This window comes from Microbacterium sp. BF1 (genome assembly GCF_019279095.1).
Lineage (GTDB): Bacteria > Actinomycetota > Actinomycetes > Actinomycetales > Microbacteriaceae > Microbacterium > Microbacterium maritypicum.
The window spans coordinates 1-1,686 of the sequence record NZ_JAGYWT010000517.1; the positions used below are offsets into that span (position 1 = coordinate 1).

Annotated in this window: 2 protein-coding genes; both read right to left on the bottom strand. The window is 67.9% G+C overall.

Annotated elements, in window-relative coordinates; translation table 11 throughout:
• The coding region (locus KZA10_RS14315) for a histidine kinase (protein ID WP_218683218.1) at positions 1-724 on the bottom strand (724 nt) is incomplete at its 3' end.
• 28 nt (positions 725-752) lie between these two features.
• Entirely contained in the window at positions 753-1,508 is a 756-nt protein-coding gene (locus KZA10_RS14320) for an ABC transporter permease (RefSeq protein WP_141386332.1), read from the bottom strand.
• Positions 1,509-1,686 lie beyond the last annotated feature (178 nt).

The following is a 1,686-nucleotide window of genomic DNA, read 5'->3' on the forward strand; positions in this document are numbered from 1 at the left end:
CCTCCGCCGTGAGCCGCTCGATGTCGGCGAGCTCGGCCTTGGCGCGTTCCGGATCGGAGTCCATCAGCCGCCGCACCAGTTGCGCCTTGAGGCCGACGACCGTCAGGGAGTGACCGATCAGATCGTGCACGTCACGGGCCACGGCCTCGCGCCCCTCGCTCGTCGCCAGCTCGAGGCCGAGCCGCTCCGCTTCCGCAGAGCGCAGGATGAGCCAGGTCGACACCGTGTTGACCACTCCGAGAAGCGCCACGATCGCGAGGATCGACATATAGCTCATCCCCCCGGGAAGCAGGAACACGCACAGCGCCGTGACCACGACCGCCGCGATGGTCGTGATCCAATGCCACGCACGCGTCAGACCGTACGAGGCGAAGGACATCACGAACGGCAGGAAGCTGAGCGCCGATCCGCCCTCCGCAGGTACCGAGAGCAGTGCGCACAGGATGAGCGCTGCGAACGTGATCCACTGCCGTGTCGACGGCGTACGTCCGAGTCCCCCGCCACCGCGCATGCCGTGCATGAAGCCGGTGACGTACAGCACGATGAACGCGACCAGGGCGACCCAGCCCACGATCACCCAGGCCGGCGGCGCTTCGGATCGCAGGAGCGCGATCACCGGATACACCAGGAAGACGAGCCAGATCACGGCCATCAGCCACCCGAACCGCGCCCACGGGTCCTTCCCCGTGGCGCTGTTCGTCTCGCGCTTCGCGTGTGGCGTCATCCGTCCAACCTACTGTCGTCGCGCACCGCTACTGCCGCGCCCTGGAGCGCTTCATGCCCATCATGACCAGCAGGGCGAACAGCGCGAGCCAGACGACGACGTTGAGGAACAGCATCCACAGCGGGTCGGTCTGTCCTGTCGTGAGCACCCCGTCGGTGAGCGGCCAGCGACTCAGGGCGACGAAGCCGTACAGAGGCGTGAATCGGGCGATGTCGAGCATCACGCCGTCGAGCGGCATGAACACGTTGCCGAAGAACGCGAAGAACGTCATCGAGATCGAGGCGAGAGCCGCTGCCGAGTCCGAACTGAAGAACAGCCCGACGCCGAGCCCGAACAGTCCGTACATGAGGCCGAGCCCGAGGATGATGCCCGCCGTCGCGACCCAGCGCCAGCCGTCTTCCACCTGCGCACCGGTCATCATCCCGGCGGCGAACACGGCCACCAGCGCCAGCGCCGCGAAGGTCACGGCGGTGAGCAGCTTCGTCAGCGCGTATCCGGCGGTGGTCAGCGGGGTCATGGCGAGTTGGCGCCCCCAGCCCTGCTTCGCCTCGGTCGCGGCGAGCGATGTGAGCGAGCTCATCGCGACCGCCGTGCCGTAGGCGGCCATCGAGGTCATCACGTAGAACGAGACGTTGCCGTGGCCGGCGGAGAGCGAGCCGTACCCCATCCCGGCGCCGAACAGCAGGTACATCGCGACCGGCATCGCCAGGGTGAACGCGAGCGTGTAGGGGTTGCGCAGCTGGCGGACGCCTTCGATACGCAGCATGGTGGGTGAGACGAGCATGTCAGTTCTCCGTCAGAGCAGTGAAGGCGGTTTCCAGGGTGGGGGCGGCGATCTCCAGGTCGTGGGCGCCGCCTTCGAGCAGGATGCGGGCGGCGGCATCGGAATCCGCGGCGCGCAGGCTGAGACGATCTCCGTCGAGTCGCACGGCGACGACGCCGTCGGTCGCGCTCAGGGTCGC